The organism is Pantoea sp. y20 (genome assembly GCF_054903455.1).
Genome location: NZ_JBUBNJ010000002.1, coordinates 527,387 through 552,988, shown reverse-complemented (window position 1 = coordinate 552,988; position 25,602 = coordinate 527,387). Strand labels below are relative to the sequence as shown.

The 25,602-nt window shown below is 54.8% G+C and carries 26 protein-coding genes; 16 read left to right on the top strand and 10 right to left on the bottom strand.

The window, feature by feature from the left end; translation table 11 throughout:
* Window positions 1-6: 6 nt before the first annotated feature.
* Window positions 7-513 carry a TRAP transporter small permease gene (locus tag ACYAC5_RS22390; protein ID WP_462063100.1) on the bottom strand — a complete coding sequence of 169 codons (507 nt, stop codon included), beginning with the start codon at window positions 511-513 and terminating at the stop codon, window positions 7-9.
* 48 nt (window positions 514-561) lie between these two features.
* Window positions 562-1,539 (bottom strand): TRAP transporter substrate-binding protein, encoded by a 978-nt coding sequence (locus ACYAC5_RS22385; RefSeq protein ID WP_462063099.1) that lies wholly within the window; start codon window positions 1,537-1,539, stop codon window positions 562-564.
* A 368-nt stretch (window positions 1,540-1,907) separates the two neighbouring features.
* Here ACYAC5_RS22385 and ACYAC5_RS22380 point away from each other — a divergent pair, with 368 nt between their 5' ends.
* From ACYAC5_RS22380 to ACYAC5_RS22345, 8 genes are all read left to right on the top strand, one after another.
* Entirely contained in the window at window positions 1,908-2,903 is a 996-nt protein-coding gene (locus ACYAC5_RS22380) for an MsnO8 family LLM class oxidoreductase (RefSeq protein WP_462063098.1), read from the top strand.
* 22 nt (window positions 2,904-2,925) lie between these two features.
* Entirely contained in the window at window positions 2,926-4,083 is a 1,158-nt protein-coding gene (locus ACYAC5_RS22375) for an amidohydrolase (RefSeq protein ID WP_309837688.1), read from the top strand.
* An 83-nt stretch (window positions 4,084-4,166) separates the two neighbouring features.
* Complete coding sequence (locus ACYAC5_RS22370; RefSeq protein WP_462063096.1) at window positions 4,167-5,480, top strand: LLM class flavin-dependent oxidoreductase; 1,314 nt, start codon at window positions 4,167-4,169, stop codon at window positions 5,478-5,480.
* Window positions 5,481-5,498: 18 nt separating this feature from the next.
* Window positions 5,499-6,431: an ABC transporter substrate-binding protein gene (locus tag ACYAC5_RS22365; protein ID WP_462063095.1), complete on the top strand. Its 933-nt coding sequence runs from the start codon at window positions 5,499-5,501 to the stop codon at window positions 6,429-6,431.
* Window positions 6,432-6,440: 9 nt separating this feature from the next.
* Entirely contained in the window at window positions 6,441-6,953 is a 513-nt protein-coding gene (locus ACYAC5_RS22360) for a GNAT family N-acetyltransferase (RefSeq protein ID WP_101761402.1), read from the top strand.
* A gap of 9 nt (window positions 6,954-6,962) precedes the next feature.
* Window positions 6,963-7,889, top strand: coding sequence for an amino acid ABC transporter permease (locus tag ACYAC5_RS22355; protein ID WP_462063094.1), 927 nt, complete (start codon window positions 6,963-6,965; stop codon window positions 7,887-7,889).
* A complete protein-coding gene (locus tag ACYAC5_RS22350; RefSeq protein ID WP_110868468.1) occupies window positions 7,873-8,667 on the top strand; it encodes an amino acid ABC transporter ATP-binding protein in 795 nt (264 codons plus the stop codon). The genes ACYAC5_RS22355 and ACYAC5_RS22350 overlap by 17 nt, the downstream gene beginning before the upstream one ends.
* Window positions 8,667-9,572 carry an ABC transporter substrate-binding protein gene (locus tag ACYAC5_RS22345; RefSeq protein ID WP_192235003.1) on the top strand — a complete coding sequence of 302 codons (906 nt, stop codon included), beginning with the start codon at window positions 8,667-8,669 and terminating at the stop codon, window positions 9,570-9,572. The genes ACYAC5_RS22350 and ACYAC5_RS22345 overlap by 1 nt, the downstream gene beginning before the upstream one ends.
* 529 nt (window positions 9,573-10,101) lie before the next feature.
* On the opposite strand, the gene ACYAC5_RS22340 is transcribed toward ACYAC5_RS22345, so the two are convergent.
* A complete protein-coding gene (locus ACYAC5_RS22340; protein ID WP_225614485.1) occupies window positions 10,102-11,262 on the bottom strand; it encodes a putative bifunctional diguanylate cyclase/phosphodiesterase in 1,161 nt (386 codons plus the stop codon).
* Between the two features lie 399 nt (window positions 11,263-11,661).
* Here ACYAC5_RS22340 and ACYAC5_RS22335 point away from each other — a divergent pair, with 399 nt between their 5' ends.
* The 3 genes from ACYAC5_RS22335 to ACYAC5_RS22325 all read left to right on the top strand — a co-directional run bounded on the left by ACYAC5_RS22335 (window position 11,662) and on the right by ACYAC5_RS22325 (window position 13,434).
* Window positions 11,662-12,222, top strand: coding sequence for a non-canonical purine NTP pyrophosphatase (locus ACYAC5_RS22335; protein ID WP_101761408.1), 561 nt, complete (start codon window positions 11,662-11,664; stop codon window positions 12,220-12,222).
* Window positions 12,219-13,013: an SIR2 family protein gene (locus tag ACYAC5_RS22330; RefSeq protein WP_008108794.1), complete on the top strand. Its 795-nt coding sequence runs from the start codon at window positions 12,219-12,221 to the stop codon at window positions 13,011-13,013. Before ACYAC5_RS22335 ends, ACYAC5_RS22330 begins: the two co-directional genes overlap by 4 nt.
* A 73-nt stretch (window positions 13,014-13,086) precedes the next feature.
* The gene (locus ACYAC5_RS22325; protein ID WP_217548088.1) at window positions 13,087-13,434 is read left to right on the top strand and encodes a YebG family protein; all 348 of its coding nucleotides are present in this window, start codon (window positions 13,087-13,089) and stop codon (window positions 13,432-13,434) included.
* A 42-nt stretch (window positions 13,435-13,476) separates the two neighbouring features.
* Here the strand turns inward: ACYAC5_RS22325 and ACYAC5_RS22320 are convergent, their stop codons facing one another.
* Entirely contained in the window at window positions 13,477-14,583 is a 1,107-nt protein-coding gene (locus ACYAC5_RS22320) for a Fic family protein (RefSeq protein ID WP_462063419.1), read from the bottom strand.
* A 272-nt stretch (window positions 14,584-14,855) separates the two neighbouring features.
* Between ACYAC5_RS22320 and ACYAC5_RS22315 the strand changes: the two genes are divergently transcribed.
* Window positions 14,856-16,796, top strand: coding sequence for a methyl-accepting chemotaxis protein (locus ACYAC5_RS22315; RefSeq protein WP_110866973.1), 1,941 nt, complete (start codon window positions 14,856-14,858; stop codon window positions 16,794-16,796).
* A gap of 11 nt (window positions 16,797-16,807) precedes the next feature.
* Here ACYAC5_RS22315 and ACYAC5_RS22310 read toward each other — a convergent pair whose 3' ends face one another.
* Window positions 16,808-18,025 carry an MFS transporter gene (locus ACYAC5_RS22310; protein ID WP_462063091.1) on the bottom strand — a complete coding sequence of 406 codons (1,218 nt, stop codon included), beginning with the start codon at window positions 18,023-18,025 and terminating at the stop codon, window positions 16,808-16,810.
* 79 nt (window positions 18,026-18,104) lie between these two features.
* Window positions 18,105-19,103 (bottom strand): GlxA family transcriptional regulator, encoded by a 999-nt coding sequence (locus ACYAC5_RS22305; RefSeq protein ID WP_462063088.1) that lies wholly within the window; start codon window positions 19,101-19,103, stop codon window positions 18,105-18,107.
* 108 nt (window positions 19,104-19,211) lie between these two features.
* On the opposite strand from ACYAC5_RS22305, the gene ACYAC5_RS22300 reads away from it, so the two are divergent.
* The gene (locus tag ACYAC5_RS22300; RefSeq protein ID WP_271460351.1) at window positions 19,212-20,048 is read left to right on the top strand and encodes an alpha/beta fold hydrolase; all 837 of its coding nucleotides are present in this window, start codon (window positions 19,212-19,214) and stop codon (window positions 20,046-20,048) included.
* An 82-nt stretch (window positions 20,049-20,130) separates the two neighbouring features.
* On the opposite strand, the gene ACYAC5_RS22295 is transcribed toward ACYAC5_RS22300, so the two are convergent.
* Window positions 20,131-21,339, bottom strand: coding sequence for an MFS transporter (locus tag ACYAC5_RS22295; RefSeq protein WP_462063086.1), 1,209 nt, complete (start codon window positions 21,337-21,339; stop codon window positions 20,131-20,133).
* Between the two features lie 137 nt (window positions 21,340-21,476).
* Here ACYAC5_RS22295 and ACYAC5_RS22290 point away from each other — a divergent pair, with 137 nt between their 5' ends.
* A complete protein-coding gene (locus tag ACYAC5_RS22290; protein WP_137386958.1) occupies window positions 21,477-22,100 on the top strand; it encodes a TetR/AcrR family transcriptional regulator in 624 nt (207 codons plus the stop codon).
* A gap of 5 nt (window positions 22,101-22,105) precedes the next feature.
* On the opposite strand, the gene ACYAC5_RS22285 is transcribed toward ACYAC5_RS22290, so the two are convergent.
* Window positions 22,106-23,221, bottom strand: coding sequence for a metallophosphoesterase (locus tag ACYAC5_RS22285; protein ID WP_192412899.1), 1,116 nt, complete (start codon window positions 23,219-23,221; stop codon window positions 22,106-22,108).
* Window positions 23,222-23,309: 88 nt separating this feature from the next.
* Window positions 23,310-23,666, bottom strand: a complete 357-nt coding sequence (locus ACYAC5_RS22280) for a MerR family transcriptional regulator (protein ID WP_110866970.1) — start codon at window positions 23,664-23,666, stop codon at window positions 23,310-23,312.
* A gap of 85 nt (window positions 23,667-23,751) precedes the next feature.
* On the opposite strand from ACYAC5_RS22280, the gene ACYAC5_RS22275 reads away from it, so the two are divergent.
* Together ACYAC5_RS22275 and ACYAC5_RS22270 are read left to right on the top strand one after the other, a co-directional pair.
* Window positions 23,752-24,636: an alpha/beta fold hydrolase gene (locus tag ACYAC5_RS22275; RefSeq protein WP_192412901.1), complete on the top strand. Its 885-nt coding sequence runs from the start codon at window positions 23,752-23,754 to the stop codon at window positions 24,634-24,636.
* A gap of 56 nt (window positions 24,637-24,692) precedes the next feature.
* Entirely contained in the window at window positions 24,693-25,046 is a 354-nt protein-coding gene (locus ACYAC5_RS22270; RefSeq protein WP_101761419.1) for an MmcQ/YjbR family DNA-binding protein, read from the top strand.
* On the opposite strand, the gene cybB is transcribed toward ACYAC5_RS22270, so the two are convergent.
* The gene (gene cybB / locus ACYAC5_RS22265) at window positions 25,030-25,584 is read right to left on the bottom strand and encodes a cytochrome b561 (protein WP_192412903.1); all 555 of its coding nucleotides are present in this window, start codon (window positions 25,582-25,584) and stop codon (window positions 25,030-25,032) included. The genes ACYAC5_RS22270 and cybB overlap by 17 nt on opposite strands.
* Window positions 25,585-25,602 lie beyond the last annotated feature (18 nt).

The window sequence follows — 25,602 nt, the reverse complement described above, 5'->3', positions numbered from 1 at the left end:
CTCCGCTTAGTGGGTGCCGCCAAGAGTCACGATGGCGCGTTGGCTTTGATCGCCATTAACCAATCTTTCAATGACAAACAGCAGGGTGAAAATCGCGCCGATTGGGATCGGCAGATACATTTCGCCATAGGTCACCACCGGTAATGAGGCCAGCGTTTGCACCCACATCGCTTCACACAGGTTGTAACTGGCGCGGAAAATCACCAGACAGGTGATGATCATCAGCGCGTCAGACAACTTCAGCAGCCAGCGCTGATTCACCGGCGAGAGCCGGTCGGTCATTATCGAGACGCAAATATGCGTACCGGCGCGGAACCCGACTGGCGCACCAATAAAGGTAAAGATGACCATGCAAATGATGGCGACCGGTTCTGGCCAGGATAACGCGTCGTTCAGCACATAGCGGGTGAAAATCCCGATGGGAATCACCGTCACCATGATCAACAAGGCAACAGCGGCGATCGCCATGCACAGCAAATAAAGCCCATCCATCAGACGAGAGTATGCAGTCATAATGTTTACCTGATTAAAACGCCACGCAGGCACGTGGCGTGGGGAGGATTACTTCACATCAGCAATTTGTTTCATCAAATCCTGATATTTCCCGCCAAACTGATCGCGCACTGGCTGGGTGGCTTTCATGAAGGTTTCACGATCGGTTTCCTGGAAGGTCACGCCACCGGCTTTCATCTTCTCAATGGATTGTTGGGTGTAAGTTGCCCAGAGCTGACGTTCTTCCTCCTGTGCCTCTTTGCCTAATTTCTTCAGCAACGCCTGGTCGTCAGCCGAGAGGCGATTCCACAACGGTTTAGAGTAGAGAATCATTTCAGGCTGAATGAAGTGGCTGGTGAGGGTGTAGTATTTGGCGACGGGCATATAGTTGTGGGCAACAAAGGTTGGCGGGTTGTTTTCAGTGCCATCCACCACGCCGGTTTGCATGGCGCTAAACACTTCGCTCACGCCCATTGCCACCGGGTTTGCGCCCATGGCTTTTAAGGTCGCCAACGAAATCGCACTGTTTTGCACGCGGATTTTCATACCCTTAAGATCGTCGGGTTTGGCGATTGGCTTTTTAGTGATCATGTTGCGCACACCGGCGTCGGTCCAGCCGAGGAATATCATGCGGGCGTTAGGATCGTTATCGAATTTCTCGACGATATTTTTCCCGATATCACCATCAAGCACCTTGTGCATATGATCCTCATCGCGAAAAACATACGGCAAGGTTAATACGCTGGTTTCTGGCGCGATGGTGGTGACCGGTGCCAGCGAAACACGGATCATGTCAATGGCGCCCAGTTGCACCTGCTGCAGCGTTTGGTCTTCATCGCCTAGTACGCCACCGGCGTAAACCTTCATTTCTAATCGGCCATCAGTGGCTTTTTTTAGCTTCTCGCCCATGTGTTCAAGCGCCACCACGGTGGGATAACCCGCCGGTTGAACTTCGGCCACTTTAATGACCTTGGCGGAAGCCACTGCCGGGCAAAACGCTGCTGCAGAGGATAACGAAACGACCAGAAGTAATTTTTTAAACGTCATGCTTTTTCTCCAGCTAAGGGGAGGCAGGAAGGTGCGGCGCATTAATTTGTCGAAGGATGCCGCGTGGTGTCAGCATAGAGAAAATAGTGGCTGGAAAAATAAGGGAATGGCGATTGGATGAATTGCGTCACATTTTGAAACGATGTTTTAATAATTTTATATTGAGTGTCACATTTTCAAAACATCACCACAACAATCCATATCCTGTGGGGATAATTGTGTGTTTTCAAAGGAGTTTAAACCACATGGTCCAATCTATCTCCCTGATATGCATAAAGTAAATATAGATACGACAATATCATGTTTTACGAATCCGCCTTCTCCGCCACAAACTACTCGCCATATTCATGACGAAAAGGATAAGGCGCATGTCATACCGACTGAGTTTGCTGGATAAATCGCCGATTGCCGACGGAGAGACAGCCAGCCACGCGCTTCACCGCACGTTACAGCTGGCGCAGCAGGCGGAAGCCTGGGGCTATCACCGTTTCTGGTTAGCGGAACACCACAATACCGATCGCCTGGCGAGTCCGTCGCCGGAACTGCTGATCGCCTGGATCATCGGCCAGACGCAACATATTCGCGTCGGCTCCGGCGGCGTGATGCTGCAACACTACAGCCCGTACAAAGTGGCGGAAAACTTCAACTTGCTGGCGTCCTTAGCGCCGGGCCGCATTGACGTTGGGGTCGGCAAAGCGCCAGGCGGCTTGCCACTCTCAACGCGTGCGTTGCAGCTCGGCGTGCATCCGCAGGAGAAAGGCAGCTTCGCCGAGCAATTGACGCTGCTGGATAGCTGGTTGCAAGTGCCGCCAGTGGGCGATGAAGAGATTCTGCGCGCCACGCCGCAGCCGCCGCGTCCGGCCAATCGCTTCCTGCTGGGTGCCAGCGAAGAGAGCGCTAAACTGGCGGCAGAACTCGGCTGGCAGCTGGTGTTTGCGGCGCATCACAACGGCGATCCGCAACTGATGGAAAAAGTCCTCAACAGCTATCGCCAACACAGCAACGGCCAGCGCGCGCTGGTGGCGGTGCAAGTGGTGGTGGCGGATTCGCCGGCGGAAGCCGATCTGCTGGTGGATAACCTGCGCGTTTACCACGTCAGCGTGAAAGATGGCCCCAGCGTTAACGTCGGCAGCGTCGAGCAGGCCGAACGCTACGTGCGTCAGGGCGGTTATACCGATTACGTGATTGAACCGCGCACGCCATCGCTGCTGAAAGGCACCGCCGCGCAGGTGCATGCCAAGCTGGATGAGCTGCATCAGAATTTTGGCATTGAAGAGTTCGTGATTGATACGCCGGTGGCTGAAGAGCAGGCGCGCGTGAAATCACTCGAACTGTTGGCCACTCACCGTTTAGTCACCGCATGATTCGCTGCTTCCGGAGGCAGGTATGACGCAATTTAGCGAACATCAGCTGATTGACTGGCGACGTGAGCTGCACAGCTGGCCGGAGTTATCCGGTCGCGAAGTCGAAACCACCGCGCGCCTGCGCCGCTGGTTACAGGACGCCGGTTTGCGTCTGCTGGATTATCCGCTGGAAACCGGCGTAATCGTAGAAGTGGGGCACGGCGACACGTTGATTGCGCTGCGCGCCGATATCGATGCGCTACCGATTCACGAAGCCACCGGACTCACTTACCGCTCGCGCAACAGCGGCGTAATGCACGCCTGCGGCCACGATGTTCACAGCGCGGTGATGCTGGGCGCGGCCTTGCAGCTGAAAGCCGTTGAAGATCACTTGCCGGGGCGCATCCGTATTCTGTTCCAACCGGCGGAAGAGAACGCCACCGGCGCACGCCAGTTGATCAATGCGGGCGTGCTGGACGGTGTGCAGGCGATTTTCGGCATGCACAATGAACCCGGTTTGTCGACCGGCACCTTCGCCACCCGTGGCGGCGCGTTTTACGCCAATGCGGATAAATTTATCGTGCGCGTTTCCGGCAAAGGCGCGCATGCCGCGCATCCGGAAGAGGGCGTGGACAGCATTGTGGTCGCCAGCCAGATTATTCAGGCGCTGCAATCGCTCACCAGCCGCAGCTTCAATACGCTGGACAGCTTAGTGCTCAGCGTCACGCGTATCGACGCTGGCAAAACCTGGAACGTACTGCCCGGCGAGGCCGAATTTGGCGGCACGGTGCGCACCCATGACAAACAGGTGCGCGCGGAGCTGGAGCAGCGCGCCCGCACGCTGGTGGAGAATATCGCCGCCGCCAACGGTGCCAGCGCCACCTTCAGCTGGCATCCGGGTCCGCCGGTGCTGGAGAACGATGCGCGCTGGGCGCAGTTTGCCAGCAACGTGGCGCAGCAGGCGGGATACCGCGTGCAGACCGCTGAGTTACATCTCGGCGGCGAAGATTTTGCCTACTACTTACAGCAGATCCCCGGCGCGTTTGTCAGCATTGGCAGCGCGAGCGAATTTGGTCTGCATCATGGCGGCTTCAATCCTGATGAAGCGCTGATTGCCCCCGCTGCTCACTATTTTACGCAACTGGCTCAGCAAGCGTTGCAGCACCTCAACGCGCGATGTCGTGACGCCATTCTGAACTAACGCGATTCACCCTTTTAATTCCGGTTCTGCACGGCGACAGGCATGTCGCCGTCAGGCTGCGCCTTGGCAAAAGAGAGAACATTATGACTGCAAGACAACTGCGATTGGGCACCATTCTGCATGGCGCGTCCGGCAATATGTCCGCGTGGCGTCATCCGGCGGCGCTGGCCGATGCCAGCATCAATTTTGATTACGCCAAACACATTGCGCGCAAGGCTGAAGCGGGCAAGCTGGATTTCCTGTTTGTTGCTGATGGCCTGTTTATCAACGAAAAATCGATTCCCCACTTCCTCAATCGCTTCGAGCCGCTGACCTTGCTGTCGGCGCTGGCGGGCGTTACTGAGCATCTTGGTTTGGTCGGCACGGTTTCCACCTCATACAGCGAGCCGTTCACCGTGGCGCGGCAGTTTGCCAGCCTCGATCATCTGAGCGGCGGTCGCGCGGGCTGGAACGTGGTGACCTCGCCGCTGGAAGGTTCGGCGAAGAACTTCTCGCGCCAGCAGCATCCGGAACACGCGCTGCGCTACCGCATCGCTGATGAGTATCTGCAAGTGGTGAAAGGGCTGTGGGATTCGTGGGAAGGCGACGCTTTCGTGCGTAATAAAGAGAGCGGCCAGTTCTTTGATCCTGAGAAGCTGCACACGCTGAATCACCACGGCGATTTCTTCCAGGTGCAAGGGCCGCTGAATATCGAACGTACGCCGCAAGGACGTCCGGTGGTGTTCCAGGCGGGCGCATCGGAAGATGGCCGCAAGCTGGCCGCTAAACACGCCGACGCCATCTTTACCCATCAGCCGACGCGCGAAGAGGCGCAGGCGTTCTACCGCGATGTGAAAAAACAGCTGGTGGCGAATGGCCGCGAACCGGGCGATCTGCACATTTTCCAGGGCGTTGGCGTGATTGTTGGCGACAGTGCGGAAGATGTGGAGCAGCAGTATCAAACCACCGCCGCGCTGGTTTCCATCAAAGATGCGCTCAACTATCTCGGTCGCTTCTTCGATCATCACGATTTCTCACAATATCCGCTGGATGAGCCGTTCCCGGAACTCGGCGATATCGGGCAAAACAGCTTCCGCAGCACCACCGACGAAATCAAACGCAAGGCGCGCGAGCATGGCCACACGCTGCGCCAGGCGGCGCTGGAAGCCGCAACGCCGCGTCCGCTGTTCCACGGCACGCCAGAGCAGGTGGCCGACGGTTTGCAGCTGTGGTTTGAGAGCGAAGCGACCGATGGCTTCATCATTCAGGGCGGCACGCCAGATACCTTCGAACGCTTTGTTGATCGCGTGGTACCGATTCTGCAAGCGCGCGGTTTAACCCGCAGCAAATACCCCGGAACCACGCTGCGCGCCAGCTTTGGTCTGAAAGATCCGGTTAACCAATACACACAAAAATAAAACTTGAGAATAGACGCTATGCAGAAAAAATCCCTTATTGCGCTGTTGTTGCTGGGCATGAGCAGCGCCGTATTCGCCGAAGATGTGGCGGTTAACGGTCAGAGCATCAGTGTTGAAGCCAACAAAACGCCGATCAATACCGCGAAAAATGACGCCGCAGTGGCGCAGATCCCGGCTGGACATCGCTTCGCCGTGCCGGGTTCGTTCACCGTGGCGGTCGCCGCGCTGAATTCGCCGCCGCTGACGGTGTTCAGCGATGACAACAAAACCCTGCTCGGCAGCGAAGTGGATATCGCCCGCTTAGTCGCCGACAGCCTGGGTCTGAAACTCAACGTGGTGCCAACGTCATGGGAAGACTGGCCGCTGGGCGTGGCATCGGGCAAATACGATGCGGCGATCAGTAACGTAACCGTCACCAAAGAGCGCAAAGAGCGCTTCGATTTCGCCACCTATCGCAAAGATTCACTCGGTTTTTACGTCAAATCCAGCAGTCCAATTAAGTCGCTGACCAAAGCCGAAGATATTGCCGGACTGCGTATTATCGTCGGCTCTGGCACCAATCAGGAATCGATCCTGCTGGCCTGGGATAAAGAGAATCAGGCTAAAGGATTGAAGCCGTTTACGCCGGTGTATACCAAAGACGATGCGGCCCAAACGCTGGCGCTGCAGTCAGGCCGCGCCGATGCCTACTTTGGTCCGAACGTAATTGGCGCCTGGAAAGCGGCGCTGACCAAGCAGACGCGTTTGGTTGGCAGCGTCGATGGCGGCTGGCCTAAAGCGGCGCACATCGCGGTGACGGTGAAGAAAGATGGCGGTTTAGTGCAGCCGATCAACACCGCGCTGAATGGCGTGATCAAGAACGGCGATTACGACAAGGTGCTGAAGCGCTGGGGTGAAGGCGTGGAGCGTATCGACAGTTCAGAGATCAATCCGGCCGGATTGGGCGATTAAGGAGGCAGCATGAGCGAGCAACTGTTCCGCGAAGTATCACCGGAAGCGCCTGAGCTGCAACCGATTTTGACCGGACTGTTTGGTGAATATACCGCGCGCTACGGCGCGTTCTTCACCAGCCAAAAAGAGGTGGAGCTGACCGAATGGTATTTGCCGCCGCGCGGGCTGTTTATTGTGCTGGAGCGTGACGGCGAGATCATCGCGATGGGCGCATATAAACCCTACGACGAGGTGACCGCTGAGTTTAAACGCATCTGGACGCGCAGCGATCTGCGTCGTCAGGGATTGGCGCTGCTGATCCTGCAGGAACTGGAGCGCCGTGCGCTGCGTGCGGGCTATCAGCGCGTGTTTCTCACCACCGGTTTCCGCCAGCCAGAAGCGGTGAAGTTGTATATCGGCCACGGTTATCAGCCGCAGTTTGAGCTGCTGGAGGATATGGAAGTCTACAGCCAGCCGCCACACGATGGACGCTTGCGCTTCCTGAAAGTGATTGATGTACATAGCGTGGCGCAGGCCAGCTAAGGAGTTGTAATGCGTAATGAACCACAACGTTTAACCGTGGTGCCGGCGCGATATCCGGCACGTACCGTCGGCGCGATTGTCGCGCTGTTTATTCTGGCCAGCGTGATTGATTCGGTTGCGTTCAATCCGCGCTGGGAATGGGGCGTGTTCGCCAAATGGTTTTTTGATCCGGTGATCCTCAGCGGTTTGGGGCAAACGCTGCTGCTGACGCTGTTTGGCACCCTCCTCAGCCTGATTTTTGGCGGTTTGCTGGCGCTGGCGCGCCTCTCGTCATCCTGGCTGCTGAGTACGCTGGCGTTTGGCTATATCTGGCTGTTCCGCTCGCTGCCGCTGATCGTGGTGCTGATCATCCTCTACAACTTCTCCTATCTGTACGACACGCTGTCGCTGGGCATTCCGTTTACCGCGCTGTCGTGGGGCCATTTCCAGACCATCAATGTGCTCGGCCAGTTCCCGGCGGCGGTGATTGGTTTGACGCTGGTACAGAGCGCTTATAGTGCTGAGATCATTCGCGGCGGCTTTTTGGGTGTCGATCACGGCCAGTTTGAAGCGGCTTCGGCGCTGGGATTATCCTCCACGCGCCGTACCTTCCGCATCATTCTGCCGCAGGCGCTGCGCGCGATTATTCCTACCACTTTTAATGAAATCATCAGCCTCGCCAAAGGCACCTCAATGGTTTACGTGCTGGCTATGCCGGAACTGTTTTACACCATTCAGATGATCTACAACCGCACACAGCAGGTGATTCCGCTGCTGATGGTCGGCGCGGCCTGGTATCTGATCATCACCACCGTTCTGTCACTGTTGCAGCACAGCGTTGAGCGCTGGCTGGCGCGCAGTGTCACCCGTGAACCGCAGCCGTCGCGCTGGCGTCAATGGCGTAACCGCAGCGCCAAACCTGCAACCGAGGAGCTTTCCCATGTCCGAAGCCATTGATTACCGCAATCTGCATACCGCTGGCGCCATTAGCATTACCGGCGTGAGCAAGTCGTTCGGCAAACTGAAAGCGCTGGATGATGTGTCACTGGAGCTGGAACCGGGATCGGTGACGGTGATTCTCGGGCCGTCTGGCTCGGGCAAATCGACGCTGCTGCGCACCATTAACCATCTGGAGCGCGTTGATGAAGGCTATATCCAGATCGATGGCGATTACATCGGTTATCAGCGTCGCGGCGACAAGCTGTATGAGCTGAAAGAGCAGGCAATTCTGCGTCAGCGCATCAACGTTGGCTACGTGTTCCAGAACTTCAATCTGTTCCCGCATCTGACGGTGCTGGAGAATCTGATTGAAGCGCCGATTGCGCATCGTCAACTGTCTCGCCGTGAAGCGATTGATCGTGCCGGTGAGCTGCTGGATGTGGTCGGTTTGCGCCACAAAGCCGATGCCTGGCCGCGCCATTTGTCGGGCGGCCAGCAGCAGCGCATCGCGATTGCGCGCGCCTTGATGCTCAATCCGCGCGTGATGCTATTTGATGAACCGACGTCAGCGCTTGATCCCGAGCTGGTGGGTGAAGTGCTGGATGTGATCAAAAAACTGGCGCGTTCCGGCACCACGCTGGTGATTGTCACGCACGAAGTCGGTTTTGCGCGTGAAGTGGCGGACAACGTGGTGTTTATGGTCGATGGACGCATTGTTGAGCAGGGCAGCAGTAATCAGGTGCTGAATCAGCCGCGCCACGAGCGCACCAAACGTTTTCTGGCGCGGGTACTTTAATGGAAAGAGTGATTATTGCGGCGTTGCTGACAGTGATGTCAGGCGCGCCAGCCATCGCAGCAGAAACGCTGGATGCCAAAAACAACGAAACGCCGATCAATATAGCCGCGAATCCCCAGGCTATCGCGAAGATTCCGGCGGGTTTTCACTTTGTGAATCCGGGTTATTTGACCGTCGCCACCACGGCGATGAACTCGCCGCCGATCGGTTTATGGGCGTCGGATAATAAAACGCTGATCGGCAGCGATCCGGATATTGCGCGTCTGCTGGCGGACAGTTTGGGTTTAAAGCTGAAGCTGGTGCCAGCCGCCTGGGAAGATTGGCCGCTGGGTATTACCGCTGGACGGTATGACGTGGCGATGTTCAATATTGCCGTCACCGAAGAGCGCAAAAAGAAGTTCGATTTCGCCACTTATCGCGCGGATAACCACGCCTTTGCGGTGAAAACCAACAGCGCGATAACCGCGATTAAGGGCCGCGAAGATGTGGCGGGTAAGCGCATCATTGTGGGTTCGGGCACCAATCAGGAGCGGATTTTACTCAGCTGGGATGAGAAGAACCGCGCGCAGGGCTTAGCGCCGGTGCAGCCGATCTATCTCAACGATGATGCGGCGGCCACGCTGGCGCTGCTTTCGGGACGTGCGGATGCAACGTTTGGCCCTCAATCATTGGCAGCATGGAAAGTCGCTTCGCGCGGGCAGACCAAAATCGTCGGTCACGGCCCGTTCCGCGCTTGGGTGGCGGTGACCACTAAAAAAGGTAATGGATTGGATGTGGCACTGCAGCAGGCGATCAATGGCGCGATTGCCAGCGGCGAGTACAAACAAGTATTGGCACGCTGGGGCGAACAGGAAGAGGCGGTGGAAACCTCGCAGGTGAATCCGCCGGGGATTGTTTATCAGTAATTTTCTGTTCTGCTTAATTTTGCGAGAAAGCTCACGATGTGAAAGTTGTGGGCTTTTTTTATTTCATTGGGTTTTAGGTCGGCTCACATTAAATTTTCTATTGTTAGTTATGGCTTCCACTAATTAGACCAATGATCTCCCTAAAACATCATTCTGTTATTCGAAACGCTAATGTTTTAAAAATATTTTAGTGCCAGGATGCTTACGGTTTTGTGTGATGTGCATTCATTCAACGGAGGTAAGGGAATGCAGGAAAGAGGCAGCAGACTTGAAAGTCAGGTTAATGTACTTTTCACCGATGTGCCAGCGAACAAATCTAATGATGCGACTAAGCAAGATGTCGAGTCCAGAGGAGTTAAGGTGGAGTCGATAAACAGCGATTTGTATGAGGCGATAATGATACAAACTAAATGGCTGGTAGCAATGCAATTCATGACACTTGGGTTAGGACTTTTCCTCGCGAAACTGCTGTTTTAGTTAATATTTCGTGTGCCGGTCGCCATAAATGGCGACCCTGTAAAACAGCAGATTATATTTTGGCTTTTTTGATCCATACCTGCGCATCTGCGGGCGGCAGCGGGCGGGCGAAATGGTAGCCCTGAAACAGATGACAGCCTTTATCGCGCAGGTAGGTGAAATACTCCTCACTCTCGATGCCTTCAGCCAGCACATTCAGACCCATTTCACGCGATAACTCGATGGTTTTCTGCACCACAATCGCCGATGACTCATTTTTAAAAATCTGCATGATTAATGATTTATCAATCTTAATATCATCAATGGCAAAATCACTGATCGATTTAAGCGATGAATAGCCGACGCCAAAGTCATCAATCGCCCATTTAACACCTAATTGGCTAAAATGGCTGATTACGTCGCCAATACGCTTCTGGTCGTAGACAAAGGTGGTTTCAGTAATTTCAAACTTGAGGCGTTCGGGGCGGATTTTATAATGCGACAGCGATAACAAGGTATCCTGGGTGAAATCGCGGTGTATTAACTGCAGCGGACTGATGTTAACAGAAAACACCAAATCACTAAGGTGCTGACCGCGATCCCATTCGGCGATTTGCTGTAAGGTGTGTTCCATCACCCACTTGCCAATGTCGATAATCAAGCCACTTTTTTCGGCCACTGGAATAAACACTTCGGGTGAGATAAAGCCTTTAACAGGATGCTTCCAGCGCAGCAGGGCTTCAAATCCAATCAGCTTTTTATTGCTGTCGACTTGTGGCTGGTAATAGAGCTCCAGCTGATTCTTTTCGATGGCTTGTGAAAGTTCGCGTTTGATCAAATCGGTTTCGGAGTAGTTGCCGCGCAGCGTGAATGCCGTCAACAACAGCGCGATCATTGGCACTGCACAGTTGACGATATAAAAGCCGGATTCATGCGGAATATTGAGCTGAAACGCGCTATGTTGCCAGGTTAATCCGGTCGAGATAAAAAACAGATAAACCACCAGGCAGATTAACGGGAATATTTTACTTAAGTAAGGTGTTTGCTGGCGTAATACCAATGCTGAGCCGACGGTTAACGCCACCAGATAATTGTACTCTGAGTGTTTTTCTACTCTGTGGTCATTATCCAGCAGAAACAACAGCATTATGATCAGTAACAAAGCATGCACGATGATGTAGAGATGTTTGTTCAGCTTGTCACGGAATGCCGCAATGACAATATAAAATCCCATCGCGGTGCTCAGGCAATATAAGGCGGAAACACCATTTTCTCCCTTAATGAAATTCGTCGCTACCATATAAAAACCCGCCAGGATGCTGGAAAATCCAGCAATGAGCAGAGTTAAGCGCAATTTTTTTTCTGGGTTATTACCCTGCAAAATGAAGGGTAAATCTTTTAGCATGGAATATCTGGAGCTAAAATAAGAAATCATCTGAGGTTCTCATTTTTACTGTCATATTTATTAAATTGAATCGCATAATTATTCTAGATTCTTGCATCGATAAAGTCATAATTTTGTTTTCTCCTATCAGAGATTGTTCCTACCCAGTGCCCGGTAGGCGCGCTAGAATCAACGACCAACGGAAAGGCTTTTACAGAGCTTAAACTCACCTTCAACATACTGATTGCAATGAAAATACGATTCCTGTCTGCCAATGAACTAAAGCTGGCCGAGGTGCGTACCATCCTTGAGCCGGTCGGTGTCGAAGTGCTGCCCATCGCACGCCGTATTGAAGAGATTCAGACTGAAAATGAGGTTGAACTGGTGCGCGACAAGCTCACCAAAGCGTTCTCTATTATTGGTCGTCCACTGTTTGTCGAACACACCGGGCTCTATCTGGATGGCCTGAACGGCTTACCGGCCGGATTGACGCGCATCTTCTGGAGCCGCCTGAATGCCGAGCGCTTCACCAAACTGGTGAACGGTTTAGATAGCGCCTGCGTCACGGCAAAAACCGTGCTTGGCTATTGCGATGGGCAAAAAATGTATCAGTTCGAAGGCGAACTGCGCGGCACCATCGCCACCGAGCCTGCTGGTCCACGCGAATTTCAATGGGACTGCGTGTTTATCCCGGAAGGGCATACGCAAACCTTCGCCGAAATGGGCGAGCTGAAAAATGAGATTTCGATGCGTCGCCTGGCGCTGGATCGCTTCGCAACCTTTTTGAAAACATCGCGGGGATTGGCATGAAACCCGAGCTAAAACGCGCCTACGACGCCGGTAAACTGATCCTGTTCGCCGGTGCAGGCATTTCACGCAATCTTGGCCTGCCGGAATGGCATGAGCTGATTGCGCACCTGGCTAAAGAGCTGGGCTACGACCCGAAAATCTTCAATACCTACGGCACGCATCTGTCGCTGGCGGAGTATTACAAGCAGCGTAAAGGCTCGCTGGGACCGCTGCGCAGCTGGATGGATCGCGAATGGCATCGCCCGGATATTGACGTGCGCAGTTCTGAAATCCATACCATGATCACCCAAGGCAATTTCTCACGCATCTACACCACCAATTACGATCGCTGGCTTGAAATGGCGCATGAGGCGCACAACGTGCCTTACAGTAAAGTAGCGAACGCGGCAGATTTGGTGTCGTTGACTGAAGATAAGCGCCACATCATCAAACTGCATGGTGATTTCGACGACGATACGTCAATTGTGCTGGATGAAAGCAGCTACTTTGAACGCCTCTATTTTGATTCGCCGCTGGATATCAAACTCACGCACGACGTCATGGGCAACTCGGTATTGTTTGTGGGCTACAGCATCAGCGATTTCAATATTCGTCTGTTATTCTACCGCCTGACAAAAATGTGGGGCCGAACCGGCTTGGCCACCGCGCGTCCTAAATCGTACCTGTTCACCAACCGCAATAACCCGGTGGCAAAAGAGGTATTAGGGCAGTGGGGCATTGAGATGATCGTCTCGGAAGAGGACGATCCGCGCAAAGCGTTGGCGCTGTTCCTGGAAGAATTACTGGCTTAACAGCAGAAAGTCATTGCCTGGAAAAGTTTGATCAGAATATACTGTATATAAATACAGTTAATCGAGGTGCATCATGGCAGTCGAAACCAAATATGTTGTAGTCAGAAAGGGTGAAGAAAAGATGACGTTTGCCAATAAAAAAGACGCGGATGCCTGGGACAAAATGCTCGATATGGCAGACGCCTTTACCGATTGGCTACAGCAACATCAGCCAGAGTTGGGTGAAGCGCAGGCCGAAGCATTGGGTCTGCTGTTGGCTGAACAGAAAGACGCGGTGCAGCATATCCTGCGCACCAGCAAGCTGCCGGATATTGTAAAGGCAGAAGAGGTCGCGCCAACGCCTGAAGCCGCTGCGGAAACCGAGAGCGAAGCGGAAGCGGTAGCGCCGGAAAAGAAAGTCCGCGCGGTTAAAGCGGCCTAAGCCGTTTTGTCAGGTGCGCATTGATGCGCACCTGGTTACTCATCAATGTTTAATCTGGTAGCGCGTGCTGCGCCCGCCGCCGGGTAATTTCTCCAGACAACCTTTCGCCAGCAGTTCTGTCAGATGTCGCGTCGCCGTGGCTTTACTCACTTTCGCCACCTTCTGATACTGGCCGGCGCTTATGCCTGCGTTAAATCCCTGTTCACCGCCATCCAGTAAGCGATTCAGCACGCGGGTTTGCTCCGCACTCAGCTCAGCAGCATTGTGCATTAACCAGAAGCGCGCTTTGTTTTGCGTGCGCGTGACGGTTTCCAGCGCGCGCTCAAGGCTGTCATTCAGCACATCACAAAACCACAGCAGCCAATCTGTGACGTCCAGCGCACCGCGCTGCGTCTGCTGCAGGATGCGGTAATAATCGGCACGTTGCGCCAGAATCGATGCGGACATGGCATACAAGCGGATGCTCTGGCTATCCGCCTGCGCCAGCGCCAAATCGGTCAGGGCGCGGGTGATGCGTCCATTACCGTCATCAAACGGGTGCAGCGTAACGAACCACAGATGGCACAGCGCGGCGCGCAACAGCGGGTCGAGTAGCGGATCCGCGCGGCTGTGATTAAACCACGCGATAAATTCTTCAAGCTGTGCCTCCAGCCCGGCGCGCGGCGGTGCTTCGAAATGTACTGTTGGCCGATCGATACGCCCCGAAACGACCTGCATCGGTTCATCACCGCGCAGCGTGCCGACATTCAGTCGCTTGATGGTCCATTCGCTTGCGGGGAATAACCAGCGATGCCACTGGCATAAACGCGCCAACGTGAGTTCCTGATCGCGTTGCGTGATGGCATCCATCATCATGGTTGCCAAACCTTCGGAACGTTCGGAAACCGGGTAAGGCTGATCGAGCGATACACCTAAACGGCGGGCAAGGGACGATCGTACCGACTGCGCGTTGACGCGCTCATCTTCAATCGCTGAGGAAGAGAGGATATTGCTGAGCAGCGTATCCAGCGTTTGTTGATCGCTGTTATCTTGCACGCTGGCGCGGCCCAGCAAGACGCCGCGCTGCTGCTGCAACTGGCGCAGGCGCGGCAGTAATTTCTCATCCTGCCAGCGAAACTGCGGCCAATCAGGCTGCTGCCAAATCCACATCATAAAGTCACTCCTGAATCGCGTGAGCTGAATAGAACGGATATTCGGCTCATATATTGAGCTGAATAATAGTCTGTAATCGGCTCATTGACCAGCAGAGAGAGCGTGTATTGGGCGCTGACCTGATGACGGTCGCCATAAATGGCGCCCCAACGGAGTTTGGTGCGTTGCCATCAAGTTCCACCGCCGCGCGCCGATAGAGTGTTCAAAGGATGCACGCGCACAGGGAGTGGTTCTGAATACCGAAAAGTGTCAACTCCAGGAGCGCCATAATGGCCAAACACGCATCACCCAAGAAAACAATGAGCACCCGCACGCAGATGCTGCTGACGGGCGCCTTAACCATCACACTCGGCTTTGCCGTAACCATCGGCGTGCTGAGCTGGCAATCCAGTAACGAACAAAAGTCACTGGCCGAAAGCTATCTGCAGCAGATTGCACAAAGCCAGGCGCTGCAAATTCAGCATGAACTTAGCTACGCGCGCGATGTGGCGCATAACCTCGGCCACAGCTTGATCGCATTGCCAGCGGCGGGCATTCAGGACCGTAAAGTTGCTGATAAGCTGATGGAATCGGCGCTGCGCGATAATCCCGATTACCTGTCGATCTCGGTGATCTTCGAAGAGAACGCCTTCGACGGACGTGACGCGGAGTTCGCCACCCAAGCCAATGCGGCACCGAAAGGTCGCTACGCCTTCTTCGTCGATCGCGATCAAACCGGCAATTTTAACCTGCATCCGCTGACCTCGATCTTCACGCCAGGTCAGGGCGATTACTATCTGCTGCCGCAAAAAAGTCAGAAAGATATGCTGATTGAGCCTTACAGCTACGCCTACAACGGCGTGCCGACGCTGCTGACTTCGGTAGCGGCGCCGATTGTGAGCCAGGGCAAACTGTGGGGCGTGGTGACGTCCGATATTTCGCTGGCGTCGCTGCAGGAGAAGGTCAACAAAATCAAACCGTGGGATGGCAGCGGCTATGCGATGTTGCTCTCCAGCGCGGGTAATGTGGTTTCCTATCCGGATAAAAGCCAGACCAGCAAGCCGTGGAAAGGTGATACCCATAACTTCAGCAGCAGCGTGATGGAACATCATGATGCGTTGCTGGGTGAAGATGCGCTGGTGACCTGGCAGCCGGTGGTGATTGGTAACAGCGATCAGAAATGGTATCTCGGCGTGGTTGCGCCGGTCAGCCAGGTGATGGCGGCGGCGCATCGTCAACTGATTAACGCGGTGATCCTGATGATCATCAGCATTCTGGTGGTGTGTACGCTGCTTGGCATGCTGTTCAGCCGCAAAGTGCTGAAGCCGATTGGTGGCGAACCGCTGGAAGCCGCGACCATCGCGCTGGCCGTCGCCGATGGCAAACTCGATAACGTCATCACGTTGAAAGGTCGCGATAACAGCAGCTTGTTCTATGCGCTGCATACCATGCAGAACCAGCTGCGCGATATCGTGGGACAGATTCAGGATGCCAGTTCGTCGGTGCGTCAGGGCGCGGGTGAAATCGCCAGCGGCAACCTCAATCTCGCCTCGCGTACCGAGCAGCAAGCTGCCGCGCTGGAGCAAACGGCCGCCAGCATGGAGCAAATCACTGCCACGGTGAAACACAACGCCACCAACGCGCATCAGGCGACAACGCTCACCGACAACGCTACGCACATTGCCAGCCGTGGTGAAACGCTGGTGGGCGAAGTGGTGCAAACCATGGCGCAAATTGACGACAGCGCGAAGAAAATTGGTGACATCACCGCCATCATCAATAGCATCGCCTTCCAGACCAATATTCTGGCGCTGAACGCCGCAGTAGAAGCGGCGCGTGCCGGAGAACAAGGACGCGGCTTTGCCGTGGTGGCGTCGGAAGTCCGTAATCTGGCCCAACGCAGCGCCAATGCGGTGAAAGATATCGGCGCGCTGATTGAAGAATCCACGCAGCGCGTCGGCAGCGGCGTGCAGCTGGTGCAGGATGCGGGCAAGACCATGCAGGAGATGACGCAGGCGGTGAATTCGGTGCGCACCATTATCGGTGAAATTGTGATTGCTTCCGATGAGCAGGCGCGCGGCATCAGTCAGGTGACCATCGCGGTGAACGAGATGGACAGCACCACGCAGCAGAACGCCGCGCTGGTGCAAGAGATGTCTGCCGCCGCCAGTTCGCTGGAAGATCAGGCCTCGCAGCTGGCGAACACCGTTGGGCGTTTCCAGCTGAGTTAATTGAGCCTTAGCTAAGAACGCGCTGAGCGTGGCACGCCGTTTTTCTCTGAATAACGGCTGCCTATCCACCAGGTGATCAGCGCCGCCAGGGCGATTGCGCCTAGCACGGCAAACGCACTGCGATAGGAATAGGCTGCGGCAATGTTTCCCGCCAACGCGGGACTCATTGCCGCGCCGACGCCCTGCATGAGCATGATAAAACCCTGACCGGCATTGGTATGTCCGCTGCCCTCAAGCACCTTCACGATATAACCCGGCACCGCCACGCCCAGCAGACCCGCCGCTACGCCATCCAGAATCTGTACCGGAATCATGAAATAAGCGCCGTCAAAAGCGGAGGCAATCAACGCACGTAATGGCAGCACCAGCAGCGCCGCCGTGATCAGCACGGGGTAGCCAAAACGCGGTGCGTGACGTGCAGCATACAGCGCCATGGGAATCATCACACATTGTGAAATAACCACCGTGGCGGCAGCATAAAGTCCGGGGCTGATGGCTGCGTTGTGCGCTGCCGCCACCCGCAGGCTCAGCATAGGTAACAGCGCGGCATTGCCAAGATGGAAGAGTAACAGCGTAACTCCCGTAATAATGACGGCAGGATTACGGGCAATCTGATAAAGACGCGGGACGTTGCTGGCCGATTCGCTGCCAGAAAGCCCGCGCGCGGCAAGGTTATCGATGTCGTTATGGCGAATAGCCAGCACGGCTGCACCTGCGCACAGCGCCATCGTCGTCATGAGTACAAACACCGCACCCGTGCCCCACAACCACACTGAAGCACCCGCAATAATGGCGGCTGTCATATTTCCGCCGTGGTTGAAGGCTTCATTTCTCCCCATTTGATGGCTGAATCCTTGCGGACCGGCCAGGCCAAGGGTAATACCCGTCAACATCGGCGCGATGAGCGCGGCAGAAAGGCCAGTCACAATCTGCGATAAAACCACGATCCATCCCTGATGGAAATACCACAGCAGCAAGGTGGATAGGGTGATCAGGAGTGAACCGATGAGCAGCAACGATCGTTTATGGCGAGTAGCGTCTGTGGCTAAACCCGCCGGCAGGGTGGCAACCAGACCTGCAAGGCCACCGGCGGTCATCACCCAGCCAATATCTCCTGCATTCCAGTGGCGTTCTGTCAGAAATATGCCGAGAAAAGGCCCAAGACCATCTTGTACGTCAGCCATAAAAAAGTTAACCAGACACAGAGCCTGAAGCGAACGCAGTGGCATAGGAATCCTTAGCAAGTAATCGGAACGGGACGAACGTAATCATGGCAGGAAAACGGCAATTTTCCTGCTGTGATGGGCGTTAATTATGTTGCCGGGTACCAAACCGCTGCCGATACTGGCCGGGCGTGACGCCGGTGAGTTTGCGGAAAATTTTGCGGAAAGCGGAAGGGTCGCTGTAGCCGATCTCCCAGGCGATCTGATCGACCGAACGATTACTCAGCTCTAGCGCATCGCGCGCTTTCATAATGCGTACCTGCTGCAAATAATCCGTTGGCCGCAGGCCGGTCGCTTTCTGGAAATGGCGCAGAAAAGTACGTGGCGTCATGCTTGCCAGCGCCGACATGCTCTCAATGCTGTGATGCTCGGCAACATGGGCATGAAGATGATGCTGCGCGCGCAGAATCTGGCTATCGCCGTGATCGAAATTGGGGATAAATGCCGAATAGGTGCTTTGCTCGCGTCGCGGCGGGTCGATCAGTAAAAAGCGTGAGGTCGCCAGCATGGTGCCGGTGCCGAGCACTTTTTCGATCAGCGTTAAACCCAAATCGGTCCACGCCAAAATCCCACCGGCGGTAATAATGTCGCCATCGTCAATCACCATATTTTCCACCGCGACGTCTACCGAAGGAAAACGCTCCGACAGCGTCTGCGCAAAGGCCCAGTGCGTGGTGGCGCGACGGTGATCGATTAGTCCGGTTTCGGCCAGCACAAAGGCACCGGCGCACACCGAACAGAGCGTTACGCCTGCGTCATAAAGCTCACCCATCCAGTCGGCGGGCACCTTCATGGGCACCATTTTCGCTGGCACCACCAGACTTGGCGGCGCAATCACGTGGCTCAGGCGATGTGCTGTATCGGGATGGCTATCCCAGACGCAAACCATGTGATCGCTGTGCGCATCAATCTGCCAATGTGAGACACGAATCGTCCGCTTGCGCTCTTCACCCGATATATTCTCGGCCCATTCCGCAGCAATCCTGAACATATCGGTTAAGCCATATATCGCCGCGAGTTGGCAATCGGGATAGATCACCAAGCCAATCTCCGCGACAACGCTGCTTTCGTCAGTTTTTATCATTTGTCAGTTACGGCCCTTAATGTGTCATATTTGACAATATTAGCCGCTGCCGCTTTCCATAACAATAAGCCCATCGAACGCAGACAATCACATACAGAGGACTTACTCATGAGCAACGGCATCATCACCACTCAAGACGGTACCAAAATCTTTTACAAAGACTGGGGCCCAAAAAACGCCCAACCGGTAGTGTTTCATCACGGCTGGCCGTTAAGCGCCGATGACTGGGATAACCAAATGTTGTTCTTCCTGGCACAAGGTTATCGCGTTATCGCCCACGACCGTCGCGGCCACGGACGTTCCGACCAAACCGATAGCGGCAATGATATGACCACATACGCCGCTGACGTGGCAGAACTGGCCAAAGCGCTGGACCTGCGCAATGCCATCCATATCGGTCACTCTACCGGTGGCGGCGAAGTGGCGCGTTATGTGGCGCATGCCGAAAAAGGTCGCGTGGCGAAAGCAGTGTTGATGGGCGCCGTGCCACCAATCATGTTGCAAACCGCCGCCAATCCTGAAGGTTTGCCAAAAGAAGTGTTTGACGGTTTCCGCTCGGCGCTAACCGCTAACCGCGCGCAGTTCTTTATCGATGTGCCAGCGGGGCCGTTCTACGGCTTTAACCGTCCGGGTGCGAAAGTGAGCCAGGGCTTGATCGATAACTGGTGGCGTCAGGGCATGGCGGGCGGCGCTAAGGCGCAGTACGACTGTATCGCTGCGTTCTCGGAAACCGATTTTACCGAAGATTTAAAAGCGATCACGGTGCCGGTATTGGTGCTGCACGGGGAAGACGATCAGGTGGTGCCGATTAATGATTCGGCGCATAAGGCGATTAAGCTGCTGAAACAGGGCACGCTGAAAACCTACCCAGGCTTGTCGCACGGTATGTTCGCGACGCATCCTGAGCAGATTAATCCTGATTTGTTGGCGTTTGCGAAAGCGTAAATTACCGAGTTCACGAATCGTAGCGGCGCAATTATTTGCGCGATAAATCGCGCCGCTACAGCATGTGCAATGTATGTTTACGCTAAGCCACCGGTGTAATGCCGGTTTCCCGGCTGTTCTCAGCCGGGAAACCCTGCTTAGCACGCAGCGCAATTCCCAACGCGACCAACAGCAATAGCAGAATCGCCCACGGAAAAGATTGGGAGCCGACATGTTCCAGCAACATTCCGCCGGTCAAACCGCCGAGGGCGATAGCGCTGTTCCAGGTGACGACATTCATGGAGAGCGCGACATCGGCATATTCGCCGGCGGCATCTGCCAGAGCCGTTTGCAGCAGCGTCGCGGCACCGCCGAAGGTGAGTCCCCAAACGGCTATGCCCGCATAGATCACGGCGGGTGTTGGCGTACTCAGACCAAAAATCACCGACACCGCAGCAAAGATGGAGAGTGACAGCAGCACCGCTTTGCGCAGATGCGTATCAATGATCTTACCGGTGATGAATATTCCCCCCAATGCCGCCATACCAAAGATCAGCAGCACCACATCCACGCGATGCGCCAGACCGGCTGAAGCAATGAACGGTGCAATGTAGGTATAGAGAATGTTATGCGCCAGCATCCAGGTCAGCACCACACCCAGCACGGCACCTACGCCGGGGAGGCGTAACACTGCGCCGAGCGGCATTTTTTGCGTAGCAGATTGGCCGGGATAGTTCGGCACGGCCAGCAAAATCCAGCCGATAAGAATGAGAGAGAGACCCGACATGGCGGCAAATGTCAGACGCCATCCCAGCAACGAACCCATCCATGTGCCTGCCGGAACACCGAGTGAAAGAGCGATGGGCGTGCCCACCATGGCGAGCGCCAATGCGCGTCCCTGCAGCGATGGAACCACCATTCTTCGCGCATAGCCCGCAATCAGACTCCACGCCAAACCGGCTGACGCACCCGCAAAAAATCGCGCTATTAAGATGATGACAACGTCAGAAGAGACGGCGGTAAGAGTGTTAAACAGCAGAAATCCACACACGGTGCTCAGCAGCACAACCCGGCGCGACCAGCTTCGGGTCAGCAATGTGAGCGGAATCGCGGCCAGTAGCGAACCGGCTGCATAGGCGGTAACCCATTGACCGGCCAGCGAGGGGGAAATATTAAGCCCCTGACTGATTTGTGGCAGCAATCCGGCGGGTATGGTTTCAGTCAGGATGCAGATAAAACCTGCCATTGCGAGCGCCAAAAGCGCCGGGATTGGCAGCCGTTGGGCTTCTTCGTGCTTAAACGTTGAATTCATTATTTAGCCTGCTCTTGATTTGCAACAGCGCCGCGAAGCGCCATGGATATATGTATCGATCGGTATTTATATTGCGGAGGCGAGCTGTGCGTTGTCAATGAATTCTGTATCGATTAGTATAAATGGCGGAGGATGTGATGATGAGAACAGGCAGACCAAGACAATTTGACCGGGATGAAGCGGTGATCAAAGCGATGCACCTTTTCTGGGAAAACGGCTATGAATCAACCTCGCTGGCGCAGCTCAAAGCCTCAATAGGCAAAGGCATCACCGCGCCAAGCTTCTACGCCGCGTTTGGATCGAAAGAGGCACTCTTTGCTGAAGCCGTGAACTGTTATTTGCAAACCCATGCTCAGGTCACGGAAGCTTTGTGGGATACCCGCGTGCCCGCTCGCCAGGCGCTGGAAACCGCGCTGCTCAACTCCGCCAGAATGCAGTACGATCCTGCGCATCCGCGTGGATGCATGGTTGCGCTAAGCGTGATGTCTTCCTGTTCTGAGGAAAATCGCCACGTGCTTAAACCGCTTGAAGCATCGCGCATGCGCACCCGTGAAGGGATAAAGCATTGCGTTGAAAGAGGGATCGGCAGCGGTGAGTTGCGGGATGAGGAGGAGACGCTTTCGCTGGCGGTCAGCTTCAACAGTTTTATGCTGGGGATCTCAACGCTAGCCCGCGATGATGTTCCTCTCCACGAAGTTGAGCGCGGAATCGCACAGATGATGAGATTGTGGGATGCCTCGCGGGCAATCCCACAATCTTAAGTGCGTTACGGTTTGCGCTGCAGCGTAATGCGGGTCAACTCTGAGGGGCGGCCCAAACGCACCGCCATGCCAGGCCAGAGCGCGGTGCCGTTGTTGACGTAGAGCTGCATGCCGTCGACATGATACAGCCCTGACACGAAGCCCGCGTTGGGTTTGGCAAACAGGCGATCAAAGCCAATAATTAGCCCGCCGTGCGTGTGGCCGGACAGCTGCAGATCGATGTTTTTCTGTGCGTTTTGCCGGGCGTTGCGCGGCTGGTGGTCGAGCAAGATCACCGGAGCGTTTTCCGGCGCACCGGCCAGCGCCAGTTCCAAATCGGGGCCAACTGCGCCACGTCGTGCTGCTGACGTATCCGGCATGCCGGCGATCACCAGCTCGGAGTTATCGCGCTTAATCACCGTATGGCGATTGAGTAACGGCTCCAGACCTAGCGACGCCAGATGTGCGGTCCAGCGCTCCTGCTCAAAGAAATATTCGTGATTGCCGGTGATGGCGAAAACGCCATCGCGGGCGTGTAATCCGCGCAGCGGTTCGACGTCCGCACGACGGTTCTGCAGCGTACCGTCAATCACATCGCCAGTGACCAGAATCAAGTCAACGTCCAGCGTCATGGCTTTTTGCACCAGCGCGCGCGTCCATTTCTCATTAAAAAGTTTGGTGATGTGCATGTCCGTTAACTGCAAGAGTTGATAGCCTTCGAATTCGCTCGGAAGGTTGTCGATTTCGATGGTCACATCTTTGATGGGCGGAACGCGGATAGCCTGATAAACGCCAACCGTGGCCAGAATCAAGGCAAACGCCGCCGCCACATAACGCACCGCGGGCACGATTTCGAACGGATGGCGGAACAACAGTGAAACCAGCGCCACTACATCAATCACAAACTGCGTCAGCGCGAGGAATAAAACGGCGCTGAAACCCCAGTTGAACAGGATGACGATGGCGCGCGGCATTTCCGGCGAGAACATGCTGCCAGAGGTAAAACGGCTCACCAGCAGATATTGCGAAGCCAGCAACACCAGCAGAGAAAGGATGATTTTTAACAGCAAGGGCATGGCTAACGGGAACAAAAATCGGGCGATCACATACCAGCTCGGTATGCTGAAAATCAGATGGAACATCACTCACTTCCCTGGTTTAAGGGCGCTGATTTAGCGCAAAAATTTATCCGCAAAGCACATTACTGACCGCACTGTTGATAAAACCACATCATCGGGTGATGCCTTCAGCCAGCGTGGCCATCAGCAATGCCCGACGAGATTCGAGTTCACTAATTTGGCGTTCAATATCCGCCAGTCGCTTATATTGCACAGCCTGAGTTTCCGGGCAAAATGCTGCCCCTTCGATCATGCGCATACAATCCGGAAAAGAGCAGATTTCGGCAATGCTGAAACCGGTATTGATGAGCCGTTGAATCTGGCGCACCTGGGTTATCGCCTGTGGCGGGAAAAAACGGTATCCATTGCAGGCACGTGTTGAAGTTAGCAGATGATGGCGATCGTAATGACGAATGGCGCGCACGCTCACGCCTGTCTCTCTTGCCAGCTCTCCAATTGATAACTGCATAAGTGACTCCCCATAAAGCGGCTTGACTCTGACATCAGTGTCAGGGTTTAGGATAGCCGGGAATCATTCATTTAAGGAGATTTTTATGCTGTTACTTTTTAAACGCACGCTGTTTAGCGTCGTTCTCATGCTCTTTTCTGCCTCGCTGTTCGCCGCTGAGAAGCAGTACACCATTACCGCGCCAGATGGCGTGAAACTGGCAGTACAGGAATCAGGTAATCCTGATGGTTTACCTATTGTGTTTATTCATGGTTTGCTTGGCAGCCACTTAAACTGGGAAAAACAGATCAGTGATGCGCAGTTACAGCAACGCTATCGGCTGATTACTTTCGATATGCGTGGGCACGGTTTATCCGACAAGCCTGAACAAGAATCAGCTTACCGCGATGGGAAACGCTGGGCCGACGATCTCCGCGCAGTAATTAATCAAAGCCATGCCAATAAGCCGTTATTAGTCGGATGGTCATTGGGCGGGGCGGTGATCACCAACTATCTGGCGGCCTATGGTGACGGTAATATCAGTGGCGCTATCTACGTCGGCGGCGTGGTAGAGCTCAATCCCACGTTGATTCCGGCGCACGACGTATATGGCGCAATGACGGCAAGTGATTTGAAAACACATCTGGATGGCGAGCGGGCCTTTCTGCAGCTGTGTTTTTACCAGCAACCTGACCGCACCACCTTTGAACGCCTGCTGGCCAACGCCGCGCTGGCTGCGTGGCCCATGCAACGAGCGGTGCCCACCATGACCATTGCATTAGAAAAAGGAGTAAAAAATGTGCGTGTGCCGCTGCTGTTCATCTACGGTGAGCATGATGCATTGGTGAATCCTGCTGCATCTCTCGCCAGAGTAAAGCGTATCAATTCGCGCATTCAGATACGGATGTTTGCTGATTCTGGCCATGCGCCATTTATCGAAGAATCTGCGCGTTTTAATCGAACACTGGCAACTTTTGCTTCAGCTTTATAAAGTCTCAGGGCCGCCATCTTCGGCGGCCCTTATCCCGCGTTCACCACGGAGGATGCATGCAACGCCAGCAGCTGTTCGACTACATCATTCAGCACTATCAGGTAGAACCCGATTACCCGTGGAAAAAGCACAGTGAATATGCGGTGCTGCGTCATCCGCGGCACCGCAAATGGTTTGCGCTGGTGTTCCCGCTGGAGAGTCACAAACTCGGTTTACCGGATGGGCCGGTAATTGATGTGATGAACATCAAAGCGCGACCTGAACTGATTGGGTCGCTGCGCCAGTTGGCCGGCGTTTATCCGGCTTACCACATGAACAAAGAGCATTGGCTGAGCATCACGCTGGAGAACGGCTTGCCGGATAGCGAGATTCTGGCGTTGCTGGATGACAGCTTCAGTCTGACGTTTTAGCGCGCGCGCGGCGCGCAGGCATCATGCGCACTAACGTATTGTCTTTGAACAGATAATGGTGCGCCAGCGCGGCCACGGCATGAATGCCGATCAGCCAGTATCCGTAGGGCGCGAGGGTTTCATGCCAGTCCGCAATCATGTCGGCGAAATCCGGATCCGGATCGCCACTCACCGGCATCGGAATGCCAAAAATCCACCAGGTGCGGCCCATATAGAAGCGCGACAAAATGCCCAGCGTGGGCAAGACAATGAAAAACACGTAGATCGCCAGATGCATCAGATGCGCCAGACCGGTTTGCCAGTGCGGCGGCTTGGGCAAAATCGCCGGGCTGCGATGGCGGAAACGCAGCAGGATGCGTGACAGCATAATCACCAGCACACAACTTCCTGCGCTGAAGTGACCAATAATCATGGCAAAGCCTTGCCACGAACCGCGCGTCGCCAGTCCACGAAATTCCATGGTGCAATACGCAGTGACGACCAACAGGAAGGTCAACCAGTGAAGAAAAATCTGCGATGGGGCGTATTTATTGCTCATTTTTAATCCGTAAAAAGG